This window comes from Streptomyces sp. NPDC014656, from assembly GCF_043084305.1.
In the GTDB taxonomy this organism is placed as follows: Bacteria; Actinomycetota; Actinomycetes; order Streptomycetales; family Streptomycetaceae; genus Streptomyces.
In genome coordinates this window covers 160416-182266 of the sequence record NZ_JBIBZN010000004.1, presented here as the reverse complement: position 1 = coordinate 182266, position 21851 = coordinate 160416, and the positions used below count along the sequence as shown (strand labels likewise).

At 75.5% G+C, this 21851-nt stretch carries 21 protein-coding genes; 12 read left to right on the top strand and 9 right to left on the bottom strand.

The window, feature by feature from the left end:
* Positions 1-221: 221 nt before the first annotated feature.
* From ACF1ED_RS11540 to ACF1ED_RS11530, 3 genes are all read left to right on the top strand, one after another.
* A complete protein-coding gene (locus tag ACF1ED_RS11540) occupies positions 222-2123 on the top strand; it encodes a lytic murein transglycosylase (protein WP_391759069.1) in 1902 nt (633 codons plus the stop codon).
* Positions 2124-2287: 164 nt separating this feature from the next.
* Entirely contained in the window at positions 2288-2428 is a 141-nt protein-coding gene (locus ACF1ED_RS11535; protein ID WP_107063131.1) for an SPW_0924 family protein, read from the top strand.
* A gap of 9 nt (positions 2429-2437) precedes the next feature.
* Positions 2438-3433: a DUF3068 domain-containing protein gene (locus ACF1ED_RS11530; RefSeq protein ID WP_391759067.1), complete on the top strand. Its 996-nt coding sequence runs from the start codon at positions 2438-2440 to the stop codon at positions 3431-3433.
* Here the strand turns inward: ACF1ED_RS11530 and hrpB are convergent.
* Complete coding sequence (gene hrpB, locus ACF1ED_RS11525; RefSeq protein WP_391759065.1) at positions 3417-5975, bottom strand: ATP-dependent helicase HrpB; 2559 nt, start codon at positions 5973-5975, stop codon at positions 3417-3419. The genes ACF1ED_RS11530 and hrpB overlap by 17 nt on opposite strands.
* A gap of 81 nt (positions 5976-6056) precedes the next feature.
* Positions 6057-6896, bottom strand: coding sequence for a class I SAM-dependent methyltransferase (locus ACF1ED_RS11520; protein WP_391759063.1), 840 nt, complete (start codon positions 6894-6896; stop codon positions 6057-6059).
* 346 nt (positions 6897-7242) lie between these two features.
* On the opposite strand from ACF1ED_RS11520, the gene rpsA reads away from it, so the two are divergent.
* The 4 genes from rpsA (at position 7243) to ACF1ED_RS11500 (ending at position 10921) form a co-directional block, all read left to right on the top strand.
* Entirely contained in the window at positions 7243-8754 is a 1512-nt protein-coding gene (gene rpsA / locus ACF1ED_RS11515; protein ID WP_030745969.1) for a 30S ribosomal protein S1, read from the top strand.
* A 166-nt stretch (positions 8755-8920) separates the two neighbouring features.
* Complete coding sequence (locus tag ACF1ED_RS11510; protein WP_391759061.1) at positions 8921-9859, top strand: PAC2 family protein; 939 nt, start codon at positions 8921-8923, stop codon at positions 9857-9859.
* A 31-nt stretch (positions 9860-9890) separates the two neighbouring features.
* Positions 9891-10496, top strand: coding sequence for a dephospho-CoA kinase (gene coaE / locus ACF1ED_RS11505; protein WP_391759059.1), 606 nt, complete (start codon positions 9891-9893; stop codon positions 10494-10496).
* A 56-nt stretch (positions 10497-10552) separates the two neighbouring features.
* Positions 10553-10921 (top strand): tetratricopeptide repeat protein, encoded by a 369-nt coding sequence (locus tag ACF1ED_RS11500; RefSeq protein WP_031002694.1) that lies wholly within the window; start codon positions 10553-10555, stop codon positions 10919-10921.
* 16 nt (positions 10922-10937) lie between these two features.
* Here the strand turns inward: ACF1ED_RS11500 and ACF1ED_RS11495 are convergent, their stop codons facing one another.
* Positions 10938-11246 carry a DUF6343 family protein gene (locus tag ACF1ED_RS11495; RefSeq protein WP_391759057.1) on the bottom strand — a complete coding sequence of 103 codons (309 nt, stop codon included), beginning with the start codon at positions 11244-11246 and terminating at the stop codon, positions 10938-10940.
* A 92-nt stretch (positions 11247-11338) separates the two neighbouring features.
* Positions 11339-11671 (bottom strand): hypothetical protein, encoded by a 333-nt coding sequence (locus tag ACF1ED_RS11490; protein ID WP_391759055.1) that lies wholly within the window; start codon positions 11669-11671, stop codon positions 11339-11341.
* Between the two features lie 227 nt (positions 11672-11898).
* Here ACF1ED_RS11490 and ACF1ED_RS11485 point away from each other — a divergent pair, with 227 nt between their 5' ends.
* From ACF1ED_RS11485 to ACF1ED_RS11475, 3 genes are all read left to right on the top strand, one after another.
* Positions 11899-14739: a DEAD/DEAH box helicase gene (locus tag ACF1ED_RS11485; RefSeq protein ID WP_391759053.1), complete on the top strand. Its 2841-nt coding sequence runs from the start codon at positions 11899-11901 to the stop codon at positions 14737-14739.
* Positions 14736-16013, top strand: coding sequence for an SWIM zinc finger family protein (locus ACF1ED_RS11480; protein WP_391759051.1), 1278 nt, complete (start codon positions 14736-14738; stop codon positions 16011-16013). The genes ACF1ED_RS11485 and ACF1ED_RS11480 overlap by 4 nt, the downstream gene beginning before the upstream one ends.
* Before the next feature lie 137 nt (positions 16014-16150).
* Positions 16151-16951: a chaplin family protein gene (locus ACF1ED_RS11475; RefSeq protein WP_391759049.1), complete on the top strand. Its 801-nt coding sequence runs from the start codon at positions 16151-16153 to the stop codon at positions 16949-16951.
* Between the two features lie 46 nt (positions 16952-16997).
* On the opposite strand, the gene ACF1ED_RS11470 is transcribed toward ACF1ED_RS11475, so the two are convergent.
* The 3 genes from ACF1ED_RS11470 to ACF1ED_RS11460 are packed head-to-tail and all read right to left on the bottom strand — an operon-like array spanning position 16998 to position 18558.
* The gene (locus ACF1ED_RS11470; RefSeq protein WP_391759047.1) at positions 16998-17732 is read right to left on the bottom strand and encodes a DUF2293 domain-containing protein; all 735 of its coding nucleotides are present in this window, start codon (positions 17730-17732) and stop codon (positions 16998-17000) included.
* A gap of 11 nt (positions 17733-17743) precedes the next feature.
* Positions 17744-18202 (bottom strand): hypothetical protein, encoded by a 459-nt coding sequence (locus tag ACF1ED_RS11465; protein ID WP_391759045.1) that lies wholly within the window; start codon positions 18200-18202, stop codon positions 17744-17746.
* A 56-nt stretch (positions 18203-18258) separates the two neighbouring features.
* Positions 18259-18558, bottom strand: a complete 300-nt coding sequence (locus tag ACF1ED_RS11460) for an SDR family NAD(P)-dependent oxidoreductase (protein WP_391759043.1) — start codon at positions 18556-18558, stop codon at positions 18259-18261.
* 44 nt (positions 18559-18602) lie between these two features.
* On the opposite strand from ACF1ED_RS11460, the gene ACF1ED_RS11455 reads away from it, so the two are divergent.
* Together ACF1ED_RS11455 and ACF1ED_RS11450 are read left to right on the top strand one after the other, a co-directional pair.
* The gene (locus ACF1ED_RS11455) at positions 18603-19073 is read left to right on the top strand and encodes a hypothetical protein (RefSeq protein ID WP_391759041.1); all 471 of its coding nucleotides are present in this window, start codon (positions 18603-18605) and stop codon (positions 19071-19073) included.
* A 28-nt stretch (positions 19074-19101) separates the two neighbouring features.
* Positions 19102-19749: a uridine kinase gene (locus tag ACF1ED_RS11450; protein ID WP_391759039.1), complete on the top strand. Its 648-nt coding sequence runs from the start codon at positions 19102-19104 to the stop codon at positions 19747-19749.
* Here the strand turns inward: ACF1ED_RS11450 and ACF1ED_RS11445 are convergent.
* Together ACF1ED_RS11445 and ACF1ED_RS11440 are read right to left on the bottom strand one after the other, a co-directional pair.
* Complete coding sequence (locus ACF1ED_RS11445) at positions 19741-20667, bottom strand: carbohydrate kinase family protein (protein WP_391759037.1); 927 nt, start codon at positions 20665-20667, stop codon at positions 19741-19743. The two genes, ACF1ED_RS11450 and ACF1ED_RS11445, sit on opposite strands and share 9 nt — an antisense overlap.
* Positions 20664-21584, bottom strand: coding sequence for a pseudouridine-5'-phosphate glycosidase (locus ACF1ED_RS11440; RefSeq protein WP_391759035.1), 921 nt, complete (start codon positions 21582-21584; stop codon positions 20664-20666). Before ACF1ED_RS11440 ends, ACF1ED_RS11445 begins: the two co-directional genes overlap by 4 nt.
* Between the last annotated feature and the right edge of the window lie 267 nt (positions 21585-21851).

Below are 21851 nucleotides of genomic sequence, written 5' to 3'. Positions count from 1 at the left end.
GGCCCGAGTGCAAGAGGCACCGCACCGCCGGGACGGTTCCCGGAAACCGTCCCGGCTCCGGAGTGCGGACCTCCGTGTCCGGCCGCCGGGAGGTCAAGGAGTGACGAAAGCGTGAAACACGGTCAGGCCGTGGTGTCCTGTGATACGGACATCGCATAGGGTCGCCTGAGGCCACGTGCGGGGAGCGCGCGGCCGCAGTCGATTGGGGAGGGAGCACCGGTATGGCAGCGCAATTCGGCCGCCGTCTGCGCAGGGGAGCCACGAGCGGGGCCATCGTGGCCGCCGCGGTCGCGGCGCTGGCCGCCTCGCAGGGCCCGGGGGCGCTCCCGCCGCCGACCGACAACCTCGGCGGCGACCGGGCCATCGGCGCCGGCGGGGCCACGACCCCGCCCGGCGGCGGGGACGGCGGCTCGGCGACCGGTGACTCGCCGTACTACACCGACCTGCCGCCCCTGAACACCCCGAACGCTCCCGGGGTGGCGCCCACCGCGCCCCAGGTGCCGATCGTCACCGGCCCCGCCGAGGCCGGCATACCCGCGACCGTCCTCGCCGCCTACCGGCGCGCCGAGGCGTCGGTCCGCGCCTCCGACCCCTCCTGCAACCTGCCGTGGCAACTCCTCGCCGGCATAGGCAAGGTCGAGTCCGGGCAGGCCCGCGGCGGCCGCGTCGACGGCAACGGCACCACCCTCTCCCCGATCCTCGGCCCGGCCCTCGACGGCAACGGCTTCGCCCTCATCCAGGACACCGACCGCGGTGCCTTCGACGGCGACACCACCCACGACCGCGCCGTCGGCCCCATGCAGTTCATCCCGTCCACCTGGGCCGTCTGGGGCCAGGACGCCAACGGCGACGGGAAGAAGGACCCCAACAACATCTACGACGCCGCCCAGGCCGCGGGCATGTACCTGTGCGCCGGCGGCCGGAACCTGGCCGTCAAGGCCGACCTCGACCGGGCGATCCTCAGCTACAACCGCTCCACGGAGTACCTGAACACCGTCCTCACCTGGTTCGAGTACTACGGTCGCGGCACCCACACCGTCCCGGACGGCACGGGCGCGCTCCCGGTCGACCGCAGCGACCGGCCCGGCCCCGACAGGTCCGTGCGCCCGGCGGTGCCCGGCTCGCCGACCCCGGGCACCACCCCGACGCCGGACAGGCCGTCGCCGAAGCCCACCGACCAGGCCCCGACCACGCCGCCGAAGCCGTCGGAGACGACCAAGCCGTCGGAGACGACGAAGCCGCCGACCACCGACCCGACCCGGCCGCCGGTCGCCACGCCCGTCGAGGTCCCGCCGACCCTCAGGGTCGCCCGCCTCAAGGCCGGTACGGCGGTGCTGACCGCGGTCACCGAGAGCACCTTCGCCCAGGCCGCGACCGTCACCGCCGTGGACGCCTCCGGCCGCCCGGTCGCCGGCGTCACCGTCCGCTTCGTGCTCCCCGCCACCACCGACGCCCGCTTCCCCGCCGGCGCCACCACGGTCACCGTCACCTCGGACGCGCGGGGCGTCGCCAAGGCCCCCGCCCTGCGCGCCGGCGTGAAGGCCGAGCCCTTCACCATCCGCGCCACCGTCTCCGGCCGCTCCCTGCCGGCCGCCGAGCTGAAGGCCACCGTCGAGGTCCGCAAGGCCGACGCGCTCGCCCGCGTCGGCACCGCCGCCCTGACCGCCGTGACCGGCGCCGCCTACGCCGAGGTCACCGTCGAGGGCCGCCTCGACGGCGCGCTCGCCCCCGGTGTGACCGTCACCGCGGTCGTCACCGACTCGGAGGGCTCCGACCAGCAGAGCGCCGACGGCCCGTCCTTCGGCAAGGACGCCGCGGGCAACCCCGTCCGCACCAAGGTCCTGAAGACCGACGCGAACGGCCGCCTGTCGATCAAGGACCTCGTCGCGGGCGAGAAGGCCGGCTCCTACGTCCTCCTGCTCACCGCGCCCGGCGGCGGCACCGTGAAGCTGGCGCTCACCGTCACCGCGCCGGCCACCACGCCGCCCGCGTCCCCGGACCCGACCACCGACCCGGCGCCGACCACCGACCCGGCGCCGACCGAGTCCGACTCCCCGTCGGCCCCGACCGGCTCCGGGACCGCCTCGGCCTCGCCGTCCACGAGCCCGTCGCCCTCCGCCTGACCCGCGCCTCCTTCCTCCGCGCCGCCCCCGCCGTCCCCTTCCCGGGACGCCGGGGGCGGCGCGCGTTTCGGTTCGCCCCACCGCGAGCTGTTCTCATCTCACGACCGCGTTGCTACGGTGCCCCCTCCCTGACGACCCATCAGATAACCTGCCGGGAGGCCGACATGCGCGCCCTCGTCGCCGCCGCGATCGGACTTGTGCCCGTCCTGCTCTTCGTCCTGCTCGTCTCCCTGGTCGATCTGCCGCCCGACGGCCCCACCTCGCCCAGACCCCTGCTCACCGCCGACCCCGGCCCCAAGAAGTAGGGAGCCCCCGTGCGCCGCCGAGCCAGCCTCGTCCTCCTCTCCTTCGCCGTACTCTTCGCCGCCATGGCCCCCACCCTGCGCTGGTACGCCTTCCCCCGGCTGGCCAAGGTCCCGCCGAACCAGTACCAGGAGGTGGTCCTGGAGGCCCGCCCCGCCACCCTCCTCGACTACGGCACCCTCAAGTCCCGCGAGGTCGAGAAGATCACCATCGTCCAGACCCTCAAGGGCAACGTGGAGGAGTCGAAGCGGATCGAGGCCGGCACCGACCGCGACGTCGTCGTCTGGGACGGCCTCTCCTACGTCATGGGGCCCGACGGCAAGATGGTGTCCAAGATCCCCGAGCGGTACGTGTTCGACGCCCACAGCCAGGACCCCGTGAACGTGCCCGGGGAGATGGTCGACGGCGACCCGGTCAAGCGCGAGGGCATCGAGTTCAAATGGCCCTTCCTCACCGAGAAGCGCGACTACCTCTACTTCGACGCCCAGACCCGCACCTCGTCCCCCATCCACTACGCGGGCACCCGTACCTTCCGCGGCCTGGAGGTCTACTACTACGAGCAGACCATCCCCTGGACCCAGGTCCCCATGCCCAAGACCATGCCCGTCGAGGGCATCACCCCCGAGGTCATCGCGAGCACCGGCCTCACCCGCTGGTACACCACGAAGCGGATGTTCTGGGTCGAGCCCGTCACCGGCGCCCCCGTCAACGGCGAGGAGATCCACAAGGAGGAGCTCCGCGGCGCCAAGGCCCTGATGGGCACCGACACCCTCACCGTCTTCTCCGGCCACGTGAAGATGCGCGAGGACTACGTCGCCGACACCGTCGAGCTGGTCTCCGCCAACCGCACCACCGTCCTCCTCCTCGTCTCCCGGCTGCCCTGGACCTTCGCCCTCCTCGCCCTCGCCCTCCTCGCCCTCGCGCTCTGGCTGGAGCACCGCTCCCGCCGCCCCGCCCCCGCGACCGCCCCGAAGGCCGCTGCCGAGCCGGTCACCCCTCCCGTCTGAGCCGCGCGCTCGTGTGCCGGGTCGCCGCCGCGGCGGTGGGATCCTCCGGCCACGGGTGCTTCGGGTACCGCCCCCGCAGCTCCGCCCGCACCGCCCGGTAGCCGTCCCGCCAGAACGACGCCAGATCGGCGGTCACGGCCGCCGGCCGCCCGGCGGGGGAGAGCAGGTGCACCAGCACCGGCACCCCCGCCACCCGCGGCGTCTCGGCGAGGCCGAACAACTCCTGGAGCTTCACCGCCAGCACCGGCCGTCCCTCCCCGTACGCCACCCGGATCCGCGAACCGCTCGGCACCTCGATCCGCTCCGGCGCCAGCTCGTCCAGCCGCCCCGCCTCGCCCGAGGCCCACGGCAGCAGCCGCCGCAGCGCCTGCCCGGCGTCGATCCGCCCCAGATCGGCCCGCCGCCTCGCCCGCGACAGCTCCGGCTCCAGCCACTCCCCGGCCCGCTCCACCAGCGCCTCCTCCGCCACGTCCGGCCACGCCCCGCCGACCGCCCCGTGCAGGAACGCGAGCCGCTCCCGCAGCTCCACCGCCTCCCGCCCCCACCGCAGCAGCCCCGTCCCCTCTCTCCGCAGGCCGTCGAGCAGCGCCTCCCGCACCAGCGCCGGATCGGCCCCCGCGCCCAGCGGCCGGACGGTCAGCTCCACCGCCCCCAGCCGCTCCACGGACCGCGCGACCACGTCGCCGTCCTCCCAGCAGACCTCCTCACCCGCCCGGAACAGATGCCCCGCCGCCCTCCGCGCCACGGCCTCGTCCACCACCGCGGCCAGCCGCACCCGCGCCGTCGCGTCCCGGGCCGTCCGGTCCGCCACCGCGACCGCCAGCCACGGCGCCGACCGCAGCCCCGAGCCCTCCGCGAGCCGCGCCCCGCCGCCCGACACCATCAGGTGCCCGCCCTGCTCCCGAGCCCGCGCCACCCGCTCCGGAAACGCCAGCGCCGTCACCACCCCCGCCACCGCGTCGTCCCCGTCCCGGCCCCCGGCACCCTGCCCCCGGCCCCCGTCCTCCCCTCTGTCCGAGGCCACCGCCCGCTCCAGCCGCCGCACCTCCGCCCTCCACCGCGCCCCGTACGCGTCCCCGCCCCGGCGGGCCTCGCGCCAGGCCGCCGCCAGATCGTCCCCGTACTCCCGGGGCGGCTCCTCGCTCAGCAGGGCCACCACCTCGGCCGCACGCCGCGCCCCCACCGCGGCCGCCCCGTCGAGCAGCGCCCGCCCGAGCCGCGGGTGCACCCCGAGCCGCGCCATCCGCACCCCCCGCCCGGTCGCCTTCCCGGCCCCGTCGACCGCCCCGATCGCCGTCAGCACCGCACGGGCCGCCGCCAGCGCCCCGGCCGGCGGCGCGTCGAGCAGCGCCAGCCCCTCCGCCGTCGGATCCCCCCAGCAGGCGGCCCGCAGCGCGAAGCCGGCCAGGTCCGCGATCCGGATCTCCGGCGCCGGGAACCGCGCCCGCCCGCTCTCCTCCGCCTCCGCCCAGCACCGGTACACCGTCCCCGGCGCCTCACGCCCCGAGCGCCCCGCCCGCTGCGTCGCCGCCGCGGCCGACACCGGCACCGTCGCCAGCGAGCCCAGGCCGCGCGCGTGGTCCATCCGCGGCTCCCGGGCCAGCCCCGCGTCCACCACCACCCGCACCCCGGGCACCGTGAGGCTCGACTCGGCCACCGACGTCGACAGCACCACCCGCCGCCGCCCGCCGGGCCCCGCTCCGCGCAGCACCGCGTCCTGCACCGCCGCCGGAGCCCGCCCGTGCAGCTGGAGCACCTCGGCGGCCACCCCGTCCAGGAGCCCCGCCGTCCGCGCGATCTCCCCGGTGCCGGGCAGGAAACAGAGGACATCGCCCTCGTGCCGCGCCAGCGCCTCCCGCACCGTCGCCGCCACGTGGCGCAGCAGTGCCGGATCCACCCAGGTGCCGTGTGCCGGCCGGATCCCCGACGGCGGCGGCGCGTGCACCACCGCGAACCCGTGCCCCTCGCCCTCGCTGCGCACCACCGGCGCCGGCCCGCCGCCCTCCTGCACGGTCAGCAGCCGCGCCCACGCCTCCGCGTCGCTGGTCGCCGAAGCCGCGACGACCCCCAGCTCCGGCCGCAGCGCGGCCCGTACGTCCACCAGGAACGCGAGGGCCGTGTCGGCGTCCAGATGCCGCTCGTGACACTCGTCGAGCAGCACCACGTCCACCCCCGCCAGCTCCGGATCCCGCTGGAGCCGCTGCAGGAGGAGGCCCGTCGTCACCACCTCGACCCGGGTCGAGGGGCCGGCCCGCCGCTCCCCGCGCACCGCGAAGCCGACCGTCCGTCCGACCTCCTCGCCCAGCAGCCACGCCATCCGCCCGGCCGCCGCCCGCACCGCCATCCGGCGCGGCTCCGCCACCAGCACCCGCCGCGCCGGCCCGTCCCCTATGAGACCCGCGAGGGCCAGCGGCACCAGCGTGGTCTTGCCGGTGCCGGGCGGCGCGTGCAGCACCGCCGTGCCGCGCCCGTCGAGCGCGGCCAGCAGCTCGGGAACGGCATGCCGGACGGGAAGCAGATCGAGTACGTCGTTTCGGATCACGCACTCAGTCTCGTACGCGAAGGAAAAAAGGCGGGCCCGGTTATCCACAGGCCCGCCCATAAGTACGACTGTCGGACTCCGTCAGTCCTCGCACTCGCACACGAAGATCGCCGTGCCCGGGATCAGGTTCCCGCGCAGCGGGGACCAGCCGCCCCACTCCTGGCCGTTCCACGCCGGCCACTCCGGCTCGACCAGGTCCACCAGCCGGAAGCCGCCCGCCACCACGTCCCGCACCCGGTCGCCCAGCGTCCGGTGGTGCTCCACGTACACCGCCCGCCCCTCCGCGTCCTGCTCGACGTACGGCGTGCGGTCGAAGTAGGAGGCGGAGACCGACAGGCCCTCCGGCCCCGGCTCGTCCGGGAACGCCCAGCGGATCGGGTGCGTCACCGAGAACACCCAGCGCCCGCCGGGCCGCAGCACCCGGCGCACCTCGCGGAAGACCCGCACCGGATCGGCCACGAACGGCACCGCGCCGTAGGCCGAGCACGCCAGGTCGAAGGAGCCGTCGCGGAAGGGCAGCGCCCCCGCGTCCGCCTCCACCAGCGGCACCTCGCCGCCGATCCGCAGGGCGTGCTGGAGCTGCCGGTGCGACAGGTCGAGCGCCACCGGCCGGGCCCCCCGCGCCGCCAGCCAGCGCGAGCACTGCGCGGCGCCGGCCCCGATCTCCAGGACGTCGAGGCCCTTCAGCCCCTCCGCCGGCCCGAGCAGTCCGGCCTCGGCCTCGTCCAGGCCCTCCGGACCCCACACGAACCGGTCGTCGCCGAGGAAGGCGCCGTGGTCGTTCTGGTACTCGTCGGCGTTCCGGTCCCACCAGCCCCGGCTGGCCCGGCTGCTCTCCGCGTCGCCCGCGTCACGCCGGGTCGCCTCCGCCTCGTCCTCGTCCGTCTCGAAGCGGTCGTCCTGTCCGTACTCTTGGTTCATCTCGCCCGTCGATGTAGTTTGCGCTCAGTGCCGAGGGACGGCGGAAGCCCGCCGATGGCCTGCGGACGGACACGAATTGTGCCGGGTTTACGTGCTTCTGCCCCGGGTGCGCGCTTCGCGCATTGACCCTGTCCGGCCGCCCCCGTATGCTAAAGGTTGCGCTGCGGGCCTGCGCGCCTCAGACGGAGCAGGCCGCGCTCGCACCTGTTGCGGTCCCCTCGGTTTTCGAGGCGCCCCCGTTCGTCGGGAAGGCGCTTCATCAGCTGTCTGGCTTCTTCAGTGCGATACGGGCTCTCGGCGTAGCAGTACCTACGACTTTCTGTCCGTAACCGGAGCCCTTTCCCACATGACGAGCAGCACCGAGACCACCGCCACCAGCACCACCCCGCAGGTTGCGGTCAACGACATCGGTAACGAGGAAGCCTTCCTCGCCGCGATCGACGAGACGATCAAGTACTTCAACGACGGCGACATCGTCGACGGCGTCATCGTGAAGGTCGACCGGGACGAGGTCCTGCTCGACATCGGTTACAAGACCGAAGGTGTCATCCCGAGCCGCGAGCTCTCGATCAAGCACGACGTCGACCCGAACGAGGTCGTCAAGGTCGGCGACGAGATCGAGGCCCTGGTCCTCCAGAAGGAGGACAAGGAAGGCCGCCTGATCCTCTCGAAGAAGCGCGCCCAGTACGAGCGCGCCTGGGGCACCATCGAGAAGATCAAGGAAGAGGACGGCATCGTCACCGGTACCGTCATCGAGGTCGTCAAGGGTGGTCTCATCCTCGACATCGGCCTCCGCGGCTTCCTCCCGGCCTCCCTGGTCGAGATGCGTCGCGTCCGCGACCTCCAGCCCTACGTGGGCAAGGAGCTCGAGGCGAAGATCATCGAGCTGGACAAGAACCGCAACAACGTGGTCCTGTCCCGCCGCGCCTGGCTCGAGCAGACCCAGTCCGAGGTCCGCCAGACCTTCCTCACGACCCTCCAGAAGGGTCAGGTCCGCTCCGGCGTCGTGTCCTCGATCGTCAACTTCGGTGCCTTCGTGGACCTGGGTGGCGTCGACGGCCTCGTGCACGTCTCCGAGCTGTCCTGGAAGCACATCGACCACCCGTCCGAGGTTGTCGAGGTCGGCCAGGAGGTCACCGTCGAGGTTCTCGACGTGGACATGGACCGCGAGCGTGTCTCCCTGTCGCTGAAGGCGACGCAGGAGGACCCGTGGCAGCAGTTCGCCCGCACCCACCAGATCGGCCAGGTCGTCCCCGGCAAGGTCACCAAGCTGGTTCCGTTCGGTGCGTTCGTCCGCGTCGACGAGGGCATCGAGGGTCTGGTCCACATCTCCGAGCTGGCCGAGCGCCACGTGGAGATCCCGGAGCAGGTCGTCCAGGTCAACGACGAGATCTTCGTCAAGGTCATCGACATCGACCTCGAGCGTCGCCGGATCTCGCTGTCCCTGAAGCAGGCCAACGAGTCCTTCGGTGCCGACCCGGCGTCGGTCGAGTTCGACCCGACCCTGTACGGCATGGCCGCGTCCTACGACGACCAGGGCAACTACATCTACCCCGAGGGCTTCGACCCCGAGACCAACGACTGGCTCGAGGGCTACGAGACCCAGCGCGAGGCGTGGGAGGCCCAGTACGCCGAGGCGCAGGCTCGCTTCGAGCAGCACCAGGCGCAGGTCATCAAGTCCCGCGAGGCCGACGAGGCCGCCGCTGCCGAGGGCGCTGCCGCCCCGGCCGCCGGCAACGCCGGTGCGGGCATCTCGGGCGGCTCCTACTCCTCGGAGTCGGACGACACCGCCGGCGCCCTGGCGTCGGACGAGGCCCTCGCCGCCCTGCGCGAGAAGCTGGCCGGCGGCCAGAGCTGAACAGGCTCACCGCTGAGCAGCGCTAGCCGCTAGCACAACCGGGGCCCGCTCCCTCCCGGGGGAGCGGGCCCCGGTCGCGTTCCCCCGGCAAGTCCAAGAGCCCCTGCCGGGAATGACCTTGCGCCCCGGGACGTTCTTCCAGGAGACGCGAGGAGGAGCGGTAACCGTGCTTGATCCCCAGGATTTGTACGAGTGGGACGCCAAGGGCCTGGCCGTGGTGGACCTGGCCCTGGCACAGGAGTCGACCGGGCTGGTCATGCTGTACCACTTCGACGGCTACATCGACGCGGGGGAGACCGGCGAGCAGATCGTCGAGGGCGTGCTCGACACCCTGCCGAACCAGGTGGTCGCCCGCTTCGACCACGACCGGCTGGTGGACTACCGCGCCCGCCGCCCCCTGCTGACCTTCCGGCGCGACCGCTGGACCGAGTACGAGACGCCGGCCCTGGAGGTCCGCCTCGTCCAGGACGCCACCGGAGCCCCCTTCCTCGTCCTGACCGGCCCCGAGCCGGACGTCGAGTGGGAGCGCTTCGCCGCCGCCGTCGCCCAGATCGTCGAACGGCTCGGCGTCCGGCTCGCGGTCAACTTCCACGGCATCCCCATGGGCGTGCCGCACACCCGGCCCGTCGGCCTCACCCCGCACGGCAGCCGCACCGACCTCATGCCCGGCCACCGCAGCCCCTTCGACGAGGCCCAGGTGCCCGGCAGCGCCGAGTCCCTCATCGAGTTCCGCCTCACCGAGGCCGGTTTCGACACCCTCGGCGTGGCCGCCCACGTGCCGCACTACGTGGCCCGGTCCCCCTACCCGGACGCGGCGCTCACCGCCCTGGAGGCCGTCACCGCCGCCACCGGGCTGGTTCTCCCTGGCGTCGCCCACGCGCTGCGCACCGAGGCCCGCCGCACCCAGACCGAGATCGACCGCCAGATCGGCGCCGGCGACGAGGAACTGGTCGCCCTGGTCCAGGGCCTTGAGCACCAGTACGACGCGATGGCCGGCGCGGAGACCCGCGGCAGCCTGGTCGCCGAGCCCGTCGACCTGCCCTCGGCCGACGAACTGGGCCGCGAGTTCGAGCGCTTCCTCGCCGAACGGGAGGGCGACGCCTAGTCCGGCGGAGCCAGGGCCTAAGCTGCCGCCCATGCTGAAGGTGGGCCTGACCGGCGGAATCGGCGCCGGCAAGAGTGAGGTGTCGCGGCTGCTCGTCTCGTACGGGGCCGTGCTGATCGACGCGGACCGGATCGCCCGCGAGGTCGTCGAACCGGGCACCCCGGGCCTCGCGGCGGTCGTGACCGCCTTCGGGGAGGCCGTCCTCACCGGGGACGGCACGCTCGACCGGCCGAAGCTCGGCTCCATCGTCTTCGCCGACCCGGAGCGGCTGGCCGCGCTCAACGCGATCGTGCACCCGCTCGTCGGAGCCCGGTCGGCCGAGCTGGAGAGCGCGGCGGGCCCCGGGGACGTGGTGGTCCACGACGTCCCCCTGCTCACCGAGAACGGCCTCGCGCCCCTCTACGACCTCGTGGTCGTCGTGGACGCCTCGCCCGAGACCCGGCTGGACCGGCTGGTACGGATCCGGGGCATGGCCGAGGAGGAGGCGAAGGCCCGCATGGCGGCCCAGGCCACCCGCGCGGCCCGGCTGGAGATCGCCGACCTCGTGATCGACAACGACGGCCCGCTGGACGCCCTGGAACCGCAGGTGCGCAAGGTCTGGGAAGAGCTGACGCGGCGGGCGGCACAGAGCGCCTAGACGCCGGAACGCCCCGCCCGGTGTTCCGGGACCGGATCGTGGGAAGGATGCAGTTCATGGCCGAGAGAAATCCGGAGACGCACGTCATCGACTTCCGTGCCGCCGAGCAGCTGCTGGCCGCACGGGATCCGCGTGGCGCCGTGAAACTGCTGGACTCGGTCATCGCCGAGCACCCGGAGAACACGGCGGCCCGCCTCCTGCGGGCCCGGGCCTTCTTCGCCGCCGCCCAGCTGCGGCCCGCGCAGCTGGAGTTCGAGCTGGTGCTGGAGCGCGAGCCGGACAACGCCTTCGCGCACTTCGCCCTCGCCCGCACCCTCCAGCGCTCCGGGCAGGACGCGCGGGCCACCCGGCACTTCCGGCTGGCCGCCGCGCTCGACCCCAGGCCCGAGTACGTACGGGCCGCCGGTTTCGGCACCGAGGACTGACCGCCCCCGGCCGGGCTCAGCGCTCCCGCTCGCCGGGGTCCCGCCCGCCGCGGCTCCGGGGCGCCCGGCCGCCGCGGTCCGGCTCGTACGGAGGGACGTCACGGCCCGGCTGCCAGTGGGGGCCCTGCCGCAGATGGCGCAGGACCATCGACATGTCGACCGCGACCACCAGGAACAGCACCCCGCAGGCCACCGCCCAGCCGGGACGGCCGACCAGCACGAAGACCACCGTGCCGAAGGCCGCCCACACCATTCCCCAGGCACTCAGCCAGAACCGCAGCCGCAGCGCGCTGCGCGCGGTCGCCGGTTCGCTGCCGGTACGCATGACGGCGCCTTCTCCCGTCGGATCCCACCTGTCGGGCACTTCCAGCATGTACCCGCCCGGGCGCGAAGGGAACGGCGGCGGCCGGCGGAGGCTCAGTGCACGATGCTGTAGCTGTGCCAGGCCAGGGTGCCCGGCGCGATCGAGTCGGTGCTGTTGGTGGGCAGGTAGATCGGGTCCTCGCCCCGGCAGTGCGGGGTCCGGTAGAGGATCAGGTCCACCAGGGTGCCGTTCTCGACCCGCGTCGCACCGAGCGGGAGACGGTGGCAGCCCTTCACCGGCGGGCTCATCACCCGCACGATCTTCGCCCCGCGCGCCTCGTAGGTGACGGGGCCGACGGCGGTGCGGCCGAGGCCCGAGCAGCCCGCGACCGTGAGCGTGAGCAGCACGGCCCCGGTGGCGGTCGTGAGACGCCGGCGAACGGACATGGCGGATCCCCTTCGATCGGGCGAGCGAGGCGGTCGGCGGCAGCCCCGGGGGCGAAAGCCCTGGTCGACGCCACTTTCCCGCCCCCGGGGGCCCCTGTCATCCGGGGTTGGGCCGGTCGGGGGACACGCGCCCGCGACCGTTGTCAGTCCCCGCCCGTAAGGTCGGGGACACCGACGCGGACGTCCCGCGCCGGCTCGTGTGGACCCCGGGGGAAGGAGGGCGGCCCGTGACGGAGCGCTGGACGGCCCGTGCCGCCGTCTTCCTGCCGGCCGCGCTGCCCCGCGACGGCCGGATCGCCCTCTGGGCGCCCGACGGGGCGGCCCCGCCCTCGGTCGACGGCCTCGCCGGGGCGGAGCCCACCCGGATCACCGTCGTCCGCCGGCACGGCACCGGCGTCCGCGGCCGGGAGGTGCCCGCCGTCACCCTGCCCGTGGCCACCGCGCTGCCACTGCTGGTCGCGGCCCGGCACAGTCCCGCCGCCCACCCCGCCACCGCCTGCTGGGGCGCGGCCGCCCTGCACGCCCTGCACCTCGTCGCCCGGGGCCGGCTGCTGCCCGGCCTCACGGCGGACGACTTCGACGCCTGGCGGGCCGGCCCGCTCGACGCCGAGGACATCGCCCATCTGCGGGCCGTCGCCGCCGCCATGCCGTACGAGGCGCACGCGGTGCCCGTCGCCGGCTCCGGCCCGCTCGGGCTGCCCGACCCGGAGGCCCTGGTGCGGGCCTTCCTGGACGCGGTCGCCGACACCCTGCCCCGTACGCCCGCCGCCGTGCACGCGGTCGGCGCGCCCTTCGCCGCCGCAGCGCCGCAGCACCTCCCGGGGGCCCGGGCCTGGGCCGCCGAGGCCGCCGCCGGCATGGACGCCGGGGTGCGGATCTCGCTCCGCCTCGACCTCTCCGCCGCCGAGCTCTTCGACACCGCCGAGGAGGCCGGGGGCGGGCCCGAGCGGCAGGCCGCGGCCGCCGTCCTCCAGGTGCACAGCCTCGCCGACCCGACCCTCGTCATCGACGCCGCCGCCCTCTGGGCCGGGGAGGGCGAGCACTTCGGCCCCCGCGCCCGGATCGACGCCCTCCTCGCCCTGCGCCGCGCCGCCCGGATCTGGCCCCCGCTCGGCCGGCTCCTGGAGCGGGACGCGCCCGACGTCCTCGCCGTCACCGAGTCCGAGCTGTACGAGCTGCTCGGCCCCGCCGCCGCCCGGCTCGCCGACGCCGGGGTCGCCCTGCACTGGCCGCGCGACCTGGCCCGCTCGCTCAGCGCCTCCGCCGTCGTCCGCCCCGCCCGCTCCGCGCCCGGCTCCGCCACCGACGGCACCAGCTTCTTCGACTCCACCGAACTGCTCCGCTTCGACTGGCAGCTCGCCCTCGACGGCGACCCGCTCACCCCGGGCGAGATGGACCTCCTCGCCGAGGCCCACCGCCCCGTCGTACGGCTCCGCGACCGCTGGGTCGTCGTCGACCCCGACCTCGTCCGCAAGGCCCGCAAGCGCGAACTGGGCCTGCTCGAACCGGTGGACGCGCTCGCCGCCGCCCTCACCGGCAGCGCCGAGGTCGACGGCGAGACCGTCCCCGCCGTGCCCGTCGGCGCGCTCGCCGTCCTCCGCGACCGGCTCCTCGCCGGCCCCGAGGCCGCCGCGCCCCCGCCCGGACTCACCGCCACCCTGCGGGACTACCAGCTCCGCGGCCTCGCCTGGCTCGACCTGATGACCTCGCTGGGCCTCGGCGGCTGCCTCGCCGACGACATGGGCCTGGGCAAGACCGTCACCGTCCTCGCCCTCCACCTGCGCCGGGCCCGCCGTGAGCCCACCCTCGTCGTCTGCCCCGCCTCCCTGCTCGGCAACTGGCAGCGGGAGGCGGCCAGGTTCGCCCCCGGCGTGCCCGTCCGCCGCTTCCACGGCACCGCGCGCGAGCTCGGCGACCTCGACGGCGGGATCGTCCTCACCACCTACGGCACCCTGCGCACCCGCGCCGGCCGGCTCGCCGAGCGGCCCTGGGGGATGATCGTCGCCGACGAGGCCCAGCACGTGAAGAACCCCTTCTCCGCGACCGCCAAGGCGCTGCGGACCCTGCCCGCGCCCGCGCGGGTCGCCCTCACCGGCACCCCCGTGGAGAACAACCTCTCCGAGCTGTGGGCCCTCCTCGACTGGACCACCCCCGGGCTCCTGGGCCCCCTCAAGGCCTTCCGCGCCCGGCACGCCCGCGCCGCGGAGAACCACGAGGAACTGGAGAACGAGGAGGCGGTGGAGCGTCTCGCCCGCCTCGTCCGCCCCTTCCTGCTGCGCCGCCGCAAGTCCGACCCCGGCATCGTGCCCGAGCTGCCGCCCAAGACCGAGTCCGACCATCCGGTGCCGCTCACCCGCGAACAGGCCTCGCTGTACGAGGCGGTGGTCCGCGAGACGCTGGGCCGGATCGAGGAGGCCGAGGGGATGGCCCGCCGAGGGCTGGTGATGAAGCTGCTGACCTCGCTCAAGCAGATCTGCAACCACCCCGCCCAGTACCTCAAGGAGGACGCCCCGCCCGGCGCCGCCCCCCGCCTCGCCGGCCGCTCCGGCAAACTGGCCCTCCTCGACGAACTGCTCGACACCATCCTCGCCGAGGGCGGCTCCGTGCTGGTCTTCACCCAGTACGTGTCGATGGCCCGGCTCCTCGCCGGCCACCTCGCCGCCCGCGGGATCGGCAGCCAACTCCTGCACGGAGGAACGCCCGTGGCGGAGCGGGAGCGGATGGTCGACCGCTTCCAGGACGGTGAGGTCCCCGTCTTCCTGCTCTCCCTCAAGGCGGCGGGAACCGGCCTCAACCTCACCCGCGCCGGCCATGTCGTCCACTACGACCGCTGGTGGAACCCGGCGGTCGAGGACCAGGCCACCGACCGCGCCTACCGGATCGGACAGACCCAGCCCGTGCAGGTCCACCGGCTCGTCACCGAGGGCACCGTCGAGGACCGCATCGCCGAACTGCTCCGCGCCAAGAAGGCCCTGGCCGATGCCGTCCTGGGCTCCGGCGAGGCGGCCCTCACCGAACTCACCGACCGCGAACTGGCCGATCTGGTCTCCCTGAGGAGGTCCGCGTGAACCGCCCCGGAGCCCGGGCCGCCCACCCCGCGCGCGGGGCCGGCCCCCGCCACGACGACCGCCGCCGCACCTTCCCGGCCGTCCCGCCCCGCGAGACCGCCGACGGGCACTTCGCCGCCACCTGGTGGGGCAACGCCTGGGTGGCCGCCCTGGAGCGCACCGCGCTCGACCAGGCCCGCCTCGGCCGCGGCCGGGCCTACGCGGAGCGCGGCCACGTCGACGCGATCACCGTCACCCCCGGCCGGGTCGTCGCCTATGTCCACGGCAGCCGGATCCGCCCGTACCGCACCGAGATCCGGATGCGGACCCTCGGCGACGACGGCTGGGAACTCTTCCTCGACGAGGCCGCCGCCCGGCCCGAGCACATGGCCGCCCTCCTCGACAAGGAGGTCCCGCACGCCCTGGAGGCGGTCGAGGGGCTGCTGCCCGCCCCCGGCGACCTGCTGCCCGACTGCTCCTGCCCCGACGACGGCTTCCCCTGCAAGCACGCCGCGGCCCTCTGCTACCAGGCCGCCCGCCTCCTCGACGAGGACCCCTTCGTCCTCTTCCTGATGCGCGGCCGGGGCGAGGGGGAGCTCCTCGCCGAACTCTCCCGGCGCAACGCGGCCCGGTCCGCCGCCGAGAGCGCGGCCACCGCGCCCGTCCTGCCCGCCGTGCCCGCCCGCGAGGTGCTCGCCGCCGGGCCCCCGCTGCCGCTGCCCCCGCCGCTGCCCCTCCCGGACCGGCCCGGGCGCCCCGCCGTCTTCCCGCCGGACCCGCACGCCCCGGACCCCCTCGCGCTCGACCTGCTGGCCGGCGAGGCCGCCGCCCGCGCCCACGCCTTCCTCGTCACCGGGCACGACCCGGTCGCCGCCCTCACCCCCTGGCAGGACGCCGTCCGGCTCGCCGCCGCCCACCCCGGCTCCGGGCTCACCGCCTCGACCCGCGCGCTCTACCGGGACCTGGCCGAGGCCCTCGACCGGACCCCCACCGACCTCGCCCGGGCCGTCGCCGCCTGGCGCCAGGGCGGCGCGGAGGGCCTCACGGTCCTGGAGGAGCCCTGGGACCCGCCCGCCGGCCCGTTCGACCGGGCGAGACCCGCCCTCCTCGCCGCCGACTTCCCGTCCTTCCGGCCCTGGCGCAACCGGCTCTCCACCGGCTCGCTCCAGCTCCGGCTCGGCAGGGACGGCCTGTGGTACCCGTACGAATCGGACCACGGCCGCGAGGACTGGTGGCCCCGCGGCACGCCCGGCCCCGACCCGGTCGGAGCCCTCACCGAACTCCTCGGCCACTGACTCCCGTCCGGGCCGCCATTCGAACGGAGCCTCCCTCGAAGGAGTGAAACCCTCCAACGGCCGGATCCGGCAAACGCGTTCGTCGCGTTTATTCCGGCACGGGCACTTGCCCGTGCAACTCCGGAAGGCAGGAAGCCATGAGGCAGATGCGCCGAAGTGGTCTGGCCACACTGTTGGTCACGGGTGGTGCGCTCGCGCTGTCGGCGGGCGCCGCCCACGCGGACTCGGGCGCCGAGGGCGCCGCGGTCGGCTCGCCGGGAGTCGGCTCCGGCAACGCGATCCAGCTGCCGGTCCACGTACCGGTCAACCTCTGCGGGAACACGGTCAACGTGGTCGGGCTGCTCAACCCGGCCATGGGCAACTCGTGCGCCAACACCTCGGCCCCGGCGGGGGAGGACCGGGACGCCGGACCCGGCCGCACCCACAAGGACGAGGCCGTCACCCCGCGGGGCGGCGAGCAGACCGACACCCGCGGCGGCAGCTCCGACGGCGGGGCGGCCAACGGCGGCGGAGCCACCGCCGAGAGCCACACCCAGGGCTCCCCGGGCGTGCTCTCCGGGAACGGCCTCCAGCTCCCGATCGACCTGCCGGTCAACGTCGTCGGCAACTCGGTCAACGTCGTGGGCGTCGGCAACCCGGCCGTCGGCAACACCGGGGTCAACGCCCCGAGCACCCCCGAGGAGCCGCAGGTCGAGATCCCGACCCCGCGCCCGCAGACCCCGGTGCGCAACCTGCCGCCGAAGCCGGTCGCCGAGCAGGAGAAGCCCTCGGCGCCCGCGCCCGCGCCCGCTCCGGCCCCGCAGGGCGAGGCCAGCACCTCGTCTCTGGCCGCCACCGGCAGCGAGCCCGTCGGCTACGCCGCCGCGGGCAGTGCCGCGCTCCTCCTCGGCGGCGCGCTGATGTACCGCCGCGCCCGCCGCGCGGCCGACCAGGTCTGACCCGGACCGCCCGCGCCGGGTCCCGGCCCCGCTGACGCCCGAGCCGTCAGCGGTCGCCCCGGCCCGGCGCCCCCTCCGCGCCCGTCGTGCCCGTCGCGCCGGGCGCGTCCCCCTGCCCGGACGGCCGCTCCCGCCAGGCCCGGAGCACGGTCTCGATGGCGGGGGAGACCCGGGTGCGGGCCTGGTGGCGGGGGACACCGCGCATCAGCAGCGCGTCGTACGGCGTGTCCACGTGCCGTACCGAGGCGCGCACCGCGGCCGTCACGGCGCCCCGGTCGAGGGCGCGTCCGGCGGCCGTCCTGCCCACCCGGCCGCTGCCCTTCGCCGAGGCGTGGACGGCGATCTCGGTCGCGCGCTCCGCCGGCATCGCGGGGAACAGCCGCAGGATCTCCGCCCGCAGGGCCTCGGTGACCCCGGCGTCCCGCACCGCGCGCCGCTCCGCGTCCCTGGCCCGCCGCCGGGCCCGGGCCTCCGCGTCGGCGAGGCAGGCCGCCTCCGCCCGGGCGAGGGCCGCCTCCTCGACGAGCAGCCCCTGGCGCTCGTACCGGGTGCGGCGCCGGTTGTGGCGCACCACCACCGCCCACAGGGCGCTCCGCTCCCGGGCGCGCCGGGTGAGCGCGGTATCGCCGCGGCGCAGGAAGACGAGGTGGCCGAGGTCGGCGCAGTCCAGACAGACCGGCCGGCCGTACTCGACGATCATGCGCTCCAGCGGGCCCCCGCGGCACTCCGAGCAGCGGCGGCGGCGCAGCGGTTCGACGACGACGGGGGCGACGAGGTCCACGGCCGCGCCCCTCAGCGGAGTCCGGGCGCGGCGGCGGCGATGAACCGGGCGAGGGCGTCCTTGGCCAGGTCGGACCGGCGGGCCCGGTCCGCCGTGCCCACCGCCTCGTGCATGCAGTGGGTCTCGTCGAACGCGGCTTCGGCGAGCCGCCGGAGGTCCGCGTCGTCGCAGACCAGCTGGACGCGGAAGAGGGCCTGCCGGGCGGCGGTCCGCTGCCGGTAGGAGGCGTGGCGGGACTCCTCGGCCTCCTCGGAGCCGGGCTCCTCGACGGCCCGGAACCAGCGGTCGTTCTGGCTGTGGCGGTATTCGACGACGGCGCCGGCGAAGGCGCTGTAGGTGGCGATCCGCTCCTGGCGGAGCTGCTCGTGCCGGGCGAGCGCGGCCGTGCGCAGGGTCGTCCGGCCCTGGAACCAGTGGGTGGCGATCACGCCGAGGAGCGTGCCCGCCACCGCTATCAGTGCCACGTCCATGCCCGATCGCCCTCCCCGTACCGCCGTCCCGCCCGAAGATCCATCGGGCCGTCAGATCATGACAGCCGCACGGCCGTCGCGTCACGGGGCCCGTCGGACCGGCCGGCGAGCGCCCGGCGCACGAGTTCCTCGGGCACACTCTCGGCGGTGATGTCGGCGGGGTGCGGGTGGATCGCGGTGGGGGCCTCGGCCGCGGTCTCCCGCAGCGGCTCGGGCCTGCGGCCCACGGCGACGACGGCCGCGCCCTGCCGGGCGGTGGCCCGGGCGGTGGCCCGGCCGATGCCGGTGCCCGCGCCGGTGACGAGGACGACCCCGGGAGAGGTGACGTCGGGGCTGGTGGTGGCGGTGGTGTGCATGAATCCGATGGTGGAACCGTGACGCCGGTGACAAGGTCAAGTCCATGGCACACGACGACCGTTCCCTCCCGCCGCACGAGCTGTGGGCTGCCCTGCCGTGGGAGGCGCGGGAGCGGGTGGACGCCCATGTGGTGCGGCGGGCGGGGCTGTCGGCGGTCCGGGAGGTCCTGGACGCCGGGGTGTCGCCGCGCCCGGGGCTGTACGCGTGCCTCGAACTCGTCCACGTACGGGAGGAGATCCTCGCCGACCGGCTCGTGCCCCTGCCGCCCCGGGACGCGGACACGCTCACGGGGCGGGCCCGGGCGCTCGGCCGGCCGGTCGTCGCCCTGGTGCTGGAGTGGGACTGGGACAGCTGGGGTCCGCTCCTGGTGCTGTCCGCCCTGGACGGGGCTGGGGAGCGGGCGGAGCTCGCCCAGTGGCAGGGATGCCCGTGGGACGGGCCGCTCGCGGTCGCGGCGGACGTCGCCGGGCGGCTCGGGGCGGAGCTGAGCGGGCCGGGGGAGGACGGGCCCTGAGCTGTGGGCGCAGGGCAGAATGGGCGGGATGCGATACGAGGCGATCACCTGGGGCCGGATGGCCGGGCGGCTGGCGAAGCACGTGGACCGGCTCGCGCCCGGTGACGGCGGCGAGTGGCTGAAGGTCGCCGTCGACGGGGCGCCCGACGCCGGGGGCGAGGAACTGGCCGGGCTGCTCGCGGAGCAGTTCCAGGACCGGGGGCGGCCCGTGCGCGTCATCGGGACCCGGGGGTTCCTGCGGCCCGCGTCGCTGCGGTACGAGCACGGACGGCAGGACCCCGACGCGTACTACGGCGGCTGGACCGACACCGGCGCCCTGTGGCGCGAGGTGTTCACCCCGCTGGAGCCCGGTGGTGACGGGCGGATCCTGCCCGACCTGTGGGACCCGGTGAGGGACCGGGCGACCCGCAGCCCGTACGTGACGCTGCCGCCCGGCGGTGTTCTGGTGCTGCACGGGCCCTTCCTCCTCGGGCACTGGTTCCCCTTCGACCTGACCGTCCATCTGCGGCTGTCGGCCGCCGCCCTGGCGCGGCGCACCGGGGAGACCTGGGCGCTGCCCGCCTTCGCCCGTTACGAGACGGAGGTGGACCCGGTCGGGACCGCCGACGTCGTCGTACGGGCCGACGATCCGCGGCACCCGGCGTGGACCGGGCTCGGGGCCCTCGGCTCAGACTGACGGCGGCCGGCCGCCCACCACGGTCACCGCCTCGGCGCCCGCCGCGCACCCCGCCCGGGCCGCCTCCGCCGGGTCCGCGCCCGCGAGCCGGGCCGCGAGGAACGCCCCGGTGAACGCGTCGCCCGCCCCCGTCGAGTCCACCCGCCGCTCCGGTGGCACGGCGGGGGCCGCCACCCGGGCGGTGACCGTCCCGTCCTCGGCGACCAGCGCCCCGGCCGCGCCCAGCGTCACCACGGCCAGCGGCACCCGTCGGCTCAGCTCCCGGGCGGCCGCCTCCTCGTCCGGCGCGCCGGTGAGCAGCCGGGCCTCGTCGGCGTTGGGCAGCAGGAGGGACGCGCCCCCGACCGCTTCGAGGAACCGCTCGGGGCCCAGTCCGGCCAGGAAGCCGGCCGACGCCGGGTCGACGCTCACCGGTATCCCGGCCGCCCGGGCGTCCCGCAGGGCCAGGAGCACCGCCGCCCGGCTCGGCGCGGCGAAGAACAGGTAGCCGGAGAGGTGGAGCGCGGCCACGCCGTCGAGGAGCCCGGCCGACCAGTCGGCGGGGCAGAGGCGCAGCACGGCGCCGCCGTCCGTCAGGAAGGTGCGCTCGGCGGCCGCGTCCACCAGGGCGATCACGGTGGCCGTCGGGGCCTCGGGGTCGGGCACCAGCAGGGGGCGGACCCCCGCGCCGGTCAGCGCCCGCTCGTGCCAGCCGGCCGACTCCCTGCCGACCCGGCCGAGCAGCCGCACGTCCGGGTGGCCCGAACGGGCCGCCCAGCAGGCCGCGTTGGCCCCCGCGCCGCCCGGGAGGGTGCGGATCGCGGCCGCCGTGTCCGTCGCGGGCGCGAGCGGGGTGCGGTGCCGGGCCACCACGTCCGTGACGACGTCCCCGACGACCAGCAGCGCCCCGGCCGGTGCCCGCCCTCCGGCCTCCGTCACCGCTCGCCCGCGGCGTACGCCCCGGCGATCTCGGCCGCGAGCCGGACGTTGCCCCGCACGGCCGCCAGGTTGGCCTCCAGGGAGGCGCCGTCCGTGTGCGTCGTCAGGTACTCCAGGAGGAAGGGGGTCACCGCCTGCCCGGTGATGCCCTTCTCCTTCAGCTCGGTGAGGCCCCGCGCGAGGACCCGGTCGTGCAGCGCGGGATCCAGCTGCTCCGCCTCCGGCACCGGATTGGCCACGATCAGCGCCGACCAGGGGCGGCCGAGCGACTCCCGGGCCCGTATGACCGCGGCGACCTCGGCGGGGGTGCGCAGCGTCCAGTCGACCGGCTCCCCGGAGGAGGCGAGGTAGAAGCCGGGGAAGGTCTCCGTGCCGTATCCGGCGACCGTGACGCCCAGCGTCTCCAGGCGCTGGAGCGTGGCCGGCACGTCGAGGATCGACTTCACGCCCGCGCAGACCACCGTGACGCCCACTTCGGCGAGCAGCCGCAGGTCGGCGGACTCGTCCTGGGTCTCGCGCCACTCGCGGTGCACCCCGCCGAGGCCGCCGGTGGCGAAGACCCGTATGCCCGCGGCGTCGGCGAGCCGGGCCGTCGCCGAGACCGTGGTCGCCCCGGTGGCTCCGGTGGCGAGCGCCGGTGCCAGGTCGCGGTGGCCGAGCTTGCGCACCGACGGATCCTCCGCGATCCGGGTCAGTCCGGCCCGGTCGAGGCCGATCCGCGCCACCCCGTCGAGCACGGCGATGGTGGCCGGTACGGCACCCCGGTCCCGTACCGACTCCTCCAGTTCCTCGGCCACCGCCAGGTTCCGCGGACGCGGGAGGCCGTGGGCGATGATCGTCGATTCGAGGGCGACGACGGGCCGGCCCTCGCGGAGCGCCTGCCGTACCTCTTCGGACACCAGTGTGGTCGTGGTCATGGTCCATTTCTGGCGCGACCGCCCGTCCCGCAAACACCTCTGGCGAGCTCCCGCCACCCCCCTTTCGCACGCGGGTGCGAGTGGGGTACGGATTCGGTTTCCGGCCGCAGGGCGCGACGGGGGCGAGCGGCGCGGGACCCGCCGCGGCGGCGGGCAAGACCCCGGTGCGGAATCCGTCGCTCTCGGACCGGGTCCGTAACGTGCCTGGTCAGAGCGGCGAACGGAGGAATTCGTTCCGTGCTCCCGGCGTCACGTGCCGCTGGGGGA

Bases quoted from the DNA above. Each gene is read 5' to 3' on its own strand.
- ACF1ED_RS11540 (WP_391759069.1), top strand. From the start codon at position 222: ATGGCAGCGCAATTCGGCCGCCGTCTGCGCAGGGGAGCCACGAGCGGG.
- ACF1ED_RS11535 (WP_107063131.1), top strand. From the start codon at position 2,288: ATGCGCGCCCTCGTCGCCGCCGCGATCGGACTTGTGCCCGTCCTGCTC.
- ACF1ED_RS11520 (WP_391759063.1), bottom strand. From the start codon at position 6,896: ATGAACCAAGAGTACGGACAGGACGACCGCTTCGAGACGGACGAGGAC.
- rpsA (WP_030745969.1), top strand. From the start codon at position 7,243: ATGACGAGCAGCACCGAGACCACCGCCACCAGCACCACCCCGCAGGTT.
- coaE (WP_391759059.1), top strand. From the start codon at position 9,891: ATGCTGAAGGTGGGCCTGACCGGCGGAATCGGCGCCGGCAAGAGTGAG.
- ACF1ED_RS11500 (WP_031002694.1), top strand. From the start codon at position 10,553: ATGGCCGAGAGAAATCCGGAGACGCACGTCATCGACTTCCGTGCCGCC.
- ACF1ED_RS11495 (WP_391759057.1), bottom strand. From the start codon at position 11,246: ATGCGTACCGGCAGCGAACCGGCGACCGCGCGCAGCGCGCTGCGGCTG.
- ACF1ED_RS11490 (WP_391759055.1), bottom strand. From the start codon at position 11,671: ATGTCCGTTCGCCGGCGTCTCACGACCGCCACCGGGGCCGTGCTGCTC.
- ACF1ED_RS11475 (WP_391759049.1), top strand. From the start codon at position 16,151: ATGAGGCAGATGCGCCGAAGTGGTCTGGCCACACTGTTGGTCACGGGT.
- ACF1ED_RS11465 (WP_391759045.1), bottom strand. From the start codon at position 18,202: ATGGACGTGGCACTGATAGCGGTGGCGGGCACGCTCCTCGGCGTGATC.
- ACF1ED_RS11460 (WP_391759043.1), bottom strand. From the start codon at position 18,558: ATGCACACCACCGCCACCACCAGCCCCGACGTCACCTCTCCCGGGGTC.
- ACF1ED_RS11455 (WP_391759041.1), top strand. From the start codon at position 18,603: ATGGCACACGACGACCGTTCCCTCCCGCCGCACGAGCTGTGGGCTGCC.
- ACF1ED_RS11450 (WP_391759039.1), top strand. From the start codon at position 19,102: ATGCGATACGAGGCGATCACCTGGGGCCGGATGGCCGGGCGGCTGGCG.
- ACF1ED_RS11440 (WP_391759035.1), bottom strand. From the start codon at position 21,584: ATGACCACGACCACACTGGTGTCCGAAGAGGTACGGCAGGCGCTCCGC.